Source organism: Candidatus Hydrogenedentota bacterium, assembly GCA_035416745.1.
In the GTDB taxonomy this organism is placed as follows: domain Bacteria; phylum Hydrogenedentota; class Hydrogenedentia; order Hydrogenedentales; family SLHB01; genus UBA2224.
This window is the reverse complement of the sequence record DAOLNV010000076.1, coordinates 21,544-27,543: the sequence shown is the minus strand read 5'-3', so window position 1 is coordinate 27,543 and position 6,000 is coordinate 21,544. Positions and strand designations below refer to the sequence as shown.

Below are 6,000 nucleotides of genomic sequence, written 5' to 3'. Positions count from 1 at the left end.
CCGGTTCGACGAAGGGTTTCGTACAGACCTCATTGTGGAGGATACCGTTCTTGTGGAACTCAAATCCGTGGAGAAGGTCACGAAGGCGCACCACAAGCAGGTGTTGGGCTATCTGCGGTTGACGGGCATCAGACTCGGCTATCTACTGAACTTCGGCAAGGCTTTGATGAGGGACGGCATTTTCCGGATCATAAACGGAGACGTTGAGTAGATTTCGCTTCGGCGAGCGCTCCATTTCTTCCGTGTCCTTTGTGCCTCTGTGTGAGTTTCCGCAATCGTCGTGTTATCCGGAGATTTGGGATCTTCGCACGGCTCGTTCATGCCAAGGCTTCCTGATATAATAAGTTCATGGAATGTCCGCATCCCAAACATGTGCGCCGAGTGCTGTTAGAGCGTTTGTACGAACGCTATATGCACGATCCGCTCGACATGATAGTGCCCGCCGATCTCCTCGAGGATGGCATTATTTCTCGCGAGAACCTGATCCCCAATATCCATTACCTTCATGACCGCGGATTGGTGGAACTCATGCTGGGCTTCAGCCCGCCATTGTTCGACGGGGCCCGCATCACTGCGGACGGCATCGACCTCGTCGAGAACGCCTCTGAATTCGGCCTGCGTTTCCCCGGCGCCCTCTCTGAAAACGAAGCCGCGTCCGCGGGTGTGCCCGTCTTGATGGAGCGCATCGTCGAAGAGGCCGATCTCTGCGCCCTTGACGGGGAAGCGCGAAGGGCGCTGCTGCGCGACATCCAGTACCTGAGAGACGAAATCGCCCGGCCCGTTCACAGATGGCGTCCGAACGTCATCATTGCGGTCCTCGGATGGATAGAGGCTCATTTCTCAGATACCGGAGAACGCTTGCCTTCCTATGAGAAGCTGCGCGCTCTCCTTAAAAGACATTCGGGGGTCAGCGGGTAGGCTGCCGCGAGGCCGGCGTTTCGGGCGGCATACCCCCCTATTCTTCGGGAAAGGCGCCGATCAGCCCTTCGATTCGCGGAGCGGCCTGGCGCAACTCTTTCTCGATGTCACGCAACGCGGCTTGGGAGATTCCCAGAGATTGCGCGGGTTCGAGCGGGCAGCAGGGCGTGACGCCGCTGCTGGCCTCGCCGAGCCCCGCCTCATACACGAGGCAATTCGCCACCGCGACAACCATAGGCATATCTGAGAGCGTTTGGCTCGTTTCCGCGGCGTGGTGGTCTTTAATGGCGGCGGTGATAAAGCCCGGAAGGTTCCAATGTTTGGCTAACGCCGCGCCAAGCAACGCGTGGTCGTACTGAAAGACCTGGCGCTCGGTCTCGAAAATGCGCTCCTCCTGCGCGTGGGCGCGCAACGCCGCGACGCGGTATCCTTCTGGATGCAGAACGTCGAATACGACCTTGCCGATGTCGTGAAGAAGCCCGGCTACAAAGAATACATCGGGATCGAGCAGCGCGCAGGCGCGGGCACACCTGTCGGCAGCGATGGCCGCGGCGATCGAGTGCCGCCAGAGCTGCGTGCGGTCATAGGCCGACTCGGATTCTGGAAAGGTCTCGAAGGCTGTTGCGGCGAGCGCGAGATTCCGGACTTCCGTGAAGCCCAGAATGACGATTGCGTCCGGGATTTTCACAATTTCCCGCTTGAACCCGTAGTAGGCCGAATTGACAATGCGCAGGAGTGTTGCAGCCAGCGCCTGATCCGCCGCAATGTGCTGCGCCAGGTCAAGCGCCGACGCCTCGGGGTCGGCCGCCGTGCTGAGAATCTGGGTCAAGACCGTCGGAAGCGTCGGCAAGACTTCTAGTTCCTCGATTGCTTTGGGAATAGGCGAATAACTCACGTGTTTGCGGCTCCTACCAGTTGTTTCTTTGATCCCTCCTTAGCATACTGATTTAACAACGGACGGCGCAATCTCTCTGCCCGTTCCGCATTTGAACGGTTTTTTTGAGCTTTGCTATGGTACGCTTCGAATGGTTTGCACTGGGATGCTGCGGATTGCCCAACAGGCGCGCTTCCGTGGTTCTCTCTTGGGCAGTCGCCCAATGTCCCGTGGGGCGGCATTCGTCCGCGGCCGTGGCCATGTCCCCCGCGGCAGTCTGGACATACTGAGGGTACATGAGTCTTGAATCAAGCGTTGACAGCTGAAATCCTACTGGTTGAGCGCACTCCCACCACCGCCCGCCGCATCATTTCCTACCTTGATGAACGCCATTACGAGGTGGAATGGGTGGACGATGGGGAGAAGGCCTTCAACCGCCTCGATGATCGCACTTACGACGTGCTTATAACCGAACTGAATGCCCATAGAATCAATGGTATGCGCCTCCTCGAACTTGCCCTCGAACGCAGCCCCGAAATGTGTGTGATTCTGATTACCGAAGAGCCTGACGTGGAACTCGCTACCGAAGCCATGCGCCAGGGCGCTTACGATTTCCAGACAAAACCGCTCAACCTGGGCAAACTCGAGGCCGTTATTCAGCGCGGCTTGGGCCGGATGCGCCTCATGCTCGAGCAGCACGAATTGAAACGGCGCCTCGACGAGCAATACGGACTGGGCAATCTCGTCGGAAAATCGCGGCAAATGATCAAAGTCTACAGTGCGGTTCGTCAGATTGCCCCATCCAGGTCCACCGTTCTGATTCAGGGCGAGACCGGCACCGGCAAGGACCTTGTCGCTCAAGCCATCCACAATAACAGCCCCAGGCGCGACGCCCCCTTCGTAAAACTCAACTGTGCCAGCATCCCTGAGGCGCTGGTCGAGAGCGAATTGTTCGGTCACGTGCCCGGCGCGTTCACAGGTGCTACTCAAATCCGGAAAGGCCGCTTCGAACTGGCCGATACCGGCACCCTTTTCCTCGACGAGGTATGCGAACTTACGCCGGCGCTCCAGGCCAAACTCCTGCGCGTCCTCGAGTATCAGCAGTTCGAGCGTCTCGGGGATTCCCGCACCATGACCGTCGACGTGCGCCTGATCGCCGCAACGAACCGGCCCTTGCGCGAAATGGTCGAGCGCGGGGAATTTCGCGATGACCTGTACTATCGCCTTCGCGTCGTCGTTATCGAAATCCCGGCTCTGCGTGAACGGCGCGAAGACGTTCCGCTACTTGTGCAGCACTTTATCCATGAAGCAAGCGAAGCTAATCAGAAGCGCATCGAAGGCATCACACGCGGCGCCATGGACGTCCTCGGGCGCTATGACTGGCCCGGGAATGTGCGCGAATTGCGCAACATCATCGAGGGGATGGTCACCATGGCCCGCAAGGGACATACCTTGGATGTCGACGACATCCCCCAGCACATACGCCGTGACACCGCGCCCGAAGTGAGCGAGATTCGCATTCCGACAGGGGTGACCATGGAGCAAGTCGAGCGCATTGTTATTCAGGAGACGATGAAAGTGTGTGGTTTCAACAAGGAAGCGTGCGCAAAAATGCTTGGCATCGGGCTGCGAACGCTATACCGCAAACTCAAACAATATGATATTCGTTGACAACCCGAACCTCTAACCGGTAGTGTCAGTTCCGGGCGTGGGGGAGAGCACCGTTGGCCGATTCGCCGCAACAGCTTGTGGAAGACTTGATTCAATCGACAGACACCGCGCGCTCCATGGCTATTGCCCGGGAATTGGTGGAGTGCGGTGACGAGGTTCTGGCTGCGAGGCTGTTTCAACTGCTTACAACCCATGAGAGTGCCGCGTCCGCTGCCGGCGCTTTCCTTCTGGCCGAATGGTCCAACCAAGGCCATGTTTCGGCCAAACACGTGCCGGAGATCGTAAAAGGGCTGGCACACCCCTCGCCGGAGGTTCGTCAATGGTCGGCGGTCATCTTGCGCGGAATTCGTGCACATGCCCGGGACGCCGTCAAGCCGCTCCTGGGGACCCTCGACGACCCGGATATAGGAGTCCGGCAGGCTGCCGTAGACGCCTTGGGCCAAATCGCAGGCGGCGACGAGGAAGTCCTGTTGCGGCTGCTTGACGGGCTGTCAGACGGCGAGCCGGTGCGAAATGCCGTCGTTCGTGTTCTCAAGTTGTTGGACAAGGTGCAGGAACCGGTTCTTGCCAAGCTTACCGGGTTGATACGGGGACCGGATTCCGGGCGGCGGGCCGGCGCAGCCGCGGGGGCCGGGGCTTTGCTCCGAATACGGGCCGAATTTGTCGCCATGCTTGTCGAATGTCTGAGCGATCCCTGCGCGGAAGTTCGCTTCGAAGCGGCCCGGTCACTCTCCGAAATACCCAGTCCGTCCCGCGCGGCGGCGCTTGGTTTGGGCAAAGCCCTGCGCGATCCTGTAGCGTCGGTACGAAAGGAAGCCGCCCGTGCCCTTGACGTGTTCGGAGATGCCGCGGCGCCTGCCGTGCCGTATCTCCTTGCGGTTCTCAAAGACTCCGACCCCACGGTGCGATTTCATGCCGTGGAAGCGCTGGAAAAACTGGCGCCGCGTCAGGCCGCAATGCTTCCCGCGGTGGTGGTGGCGCTTGGAAACCGCCTCATCGATACGGACGTCGCCGTGCAGACGCGCGCACTTGCGGCATTCAGCCGGCTCGCGCCGCACGCGTTCCCGCTCAACCCGCATTTGCTCGCCGCAGTCCGCAGCCCCGATGCCGAGATTCGTCTGGCTGCAATCGAGGCTCTCGACCAGATCCGGAACGAAGGTCTGCAGGTTCGCGACACCCTGCGCCGTGCCCTTCGAGACCCGGACGGCGGCGTTCGAGTGGCCGCTGCATTGGCATTAGCAAAGCGAAAGGAAAGCGGCGCCGAGATTGTCTCCGCCCTTGTCGCCGCCCTTCGTGAACCCTGCGCGAGGGTACAAATAGCTGCTATTCAAGCACTTAGAACGCTGGGGCGCGATGCAATGGGTGCGACGAAAGCCCTCGAAGCCAAACGAGTAGACAGCAATCCCGACATCCGGCAGCTTGCCGAGCTAGCCATCAACACGATCGCGGGACGCTCCTTGGTGGGAAGGGACGCATAAAAAAGGCAGCTCACCCTCTTCAGCCGCCCCTCTCATGCAACCTGAAGTGTACGGACCTGCCTGGCTGCGGTTCAGGACGTTTCCTCGTCTTTCTTCTCTTCGGGCTTGTCGTCCTTTTCGGGAACCTCTTTCACGCTTTGCTTGAAATCGCGGATGGCCGTCCCGAGCGAACTGCCGATGTTCGACAATTTGCCCGTGCCGAACACGACCAGCACGATAATCAGTATGACCACAAGCTCCCACATTCCTGGTTGCCACATAATCGTTCACCTTCGAATAGGTTGAGAATCTGTATGTTCAGCACCTCTGGAAAGTATATCTTTTCCCGGCACGCCTTTGCAAGGGCAAGTCTGGCAGCTTTCAGCGAACCTGCTTCGTGCTCCGGGACCTGTTTCGCGACGGGAACGGCTCGCTTCCCATACGCGGCGATACGCCGACAGTGTTCCACAGGCCGAAAAAGCCGCGCCGTCTCCACTGCCTCCAGCCTATTCCCCCCATCTGCTTGGTTTTGCGTTCCTGCGTCGGGAACTCCCCCGCCTGTTCCCGGGCTAGCCCCCCGCCTGCACTTGTTTCCGGCACGCGTCATCCGCCTGCATCTCGTAATGATTGATGCGGCTCACTGAAAACGGCCGCGCGGTCTCCGCTGCCAGATACTTGAGCCAGAACACTGCTCCCCACCCCTGATACTGGGCGACGTGGGCCCATTCGTGCTCGCGCAGTTCGACGTACCCTTGTTTATCGTACCGCAACACCGGCACGGCGGGGTCAGCCACCGAGTAGACTACGGCGTTACCGAACACGATCCCGCTGAGACGCATCCGCGACACGATGGGATTGCTGTAGTACTCGGTGATGTGCCCGAACCGTTCCGGGGCCGGCGCGCCCAGCCATTGGCCAACCCTTCCGATAAGGTGGCCCAGCCACGAGGCGGTGAGTGTTCCCAAGTCCCTGAGCATGCTCCCCTCCATCATGTACCGAACATAACGATTTGATTCCAAGACACCGGTATATCTACCATGCAGCCGGCGTGCAAGCCGTACGTGTAAAGCATGCGTGCCA

Annotated in this window: 7 protein-coding genes; 4 read left to right on the top strand and 3 right to left on the bottom strand. The window is 59.5% G+C overall.

Annotated features, from left to right (window positions below; genetic code table 11):
• Together PLJ71_18165 and PLJ71_18160 are read left to right on the top strand one after the other, a co-directional pair.
• The coding region (locus PLJ71_18165; GenBank protein ID HQM50618.1) for a GxxExxY protein at positions 1-211 on the top strand (211 nt) is incomplete at its 5' end.
• A gap of 170 nt (positions 212-381) precedes the next feature.
• Complete coding sequence (locus PLJ71_18160; GenBank protein ID HQM50617.1) at positions 382-918, top strand: hypothetical protein; 537 nt, start codon at positions 382-384, stop codon at positions 916-918.
• 37 nt (positions 919-955) lie between these two features.
• Here PLJ71_18160 and PLJ71_18155 read toward each other — a convergent pair whose 3' ends face one another.
• Positions 956-1,813 (bottom strand): HDOD domain-containing protein, encoded by an 858-nt coding sequence (locus PLJ71_18155; GenBank protein HQM50616.1) that lies wholly within the window; start codon positions 1,811-1,813, stop codon positions 956-958.
• Positions 1,814-2,095: 282 nt separating this feature from the next.
• On the opposite strand from PLJ71_18155, the gene PLJ71_18150 reads away from it, so the two are divergent.
• Positions 2,096-3,463 (top strand): sigma-54 dependent transcriptional regulator, encoded by a 1,368-nt coding sequence (locus PLJ71_18150; protein HQM50615.1) that lies wholly within the window; start codon positions 2,096-2,098, stop codon positions 3,461-3,463.
• Between the two features lie 53 nt (positions 3,464-3,516).
• Positions 3,517-4,941: a HEAT repeat domain-containing protein gene (locus tag PLJ71_18145; GenBank protein HQM50614.1), complete on the top strand. Its 1,425-nt coding sequence runs from the start codon at positions 3,517-3,519 to the stop codon at positions 4,939-4,941.
• A 71-nt stretch (positions 4,942-5,012) separates the two neighbouring features.
• On the opposite strand, the gene tatA is transcribed toward PLJ71_18145, so the two are convergent.
• Together tatA and PLJ71_18135 are read right to left on the bottom strand one after the other, a co-directional pair.
• Positions 5,013-5,201: a twin-arginine translocase TatA/TatE family subunit gene (gene tatA, locus PLJ71_18140; GenBank protein ID HQM50613.1), complete on the bottom strand. Its 189-nt coding sequence runs from the start codon at positions 5,199-5,201 to the stop codon at positions 5,013-5,015.
• A 288-nt stretch (positions 5,202-5,489) separates the two neighbouring features.
• Positions 5,490-5,897, bottom strand: coding sequence for a hypothetical protein (locus PLJ71_18135; protein ID HQM50612.1), 408 nt, complete (start codon positions 5,895-5,897; stop codon positions 5,490-5,492).
• Positions 5,898-6,000 lie beyond the last annotated feature (103 nt).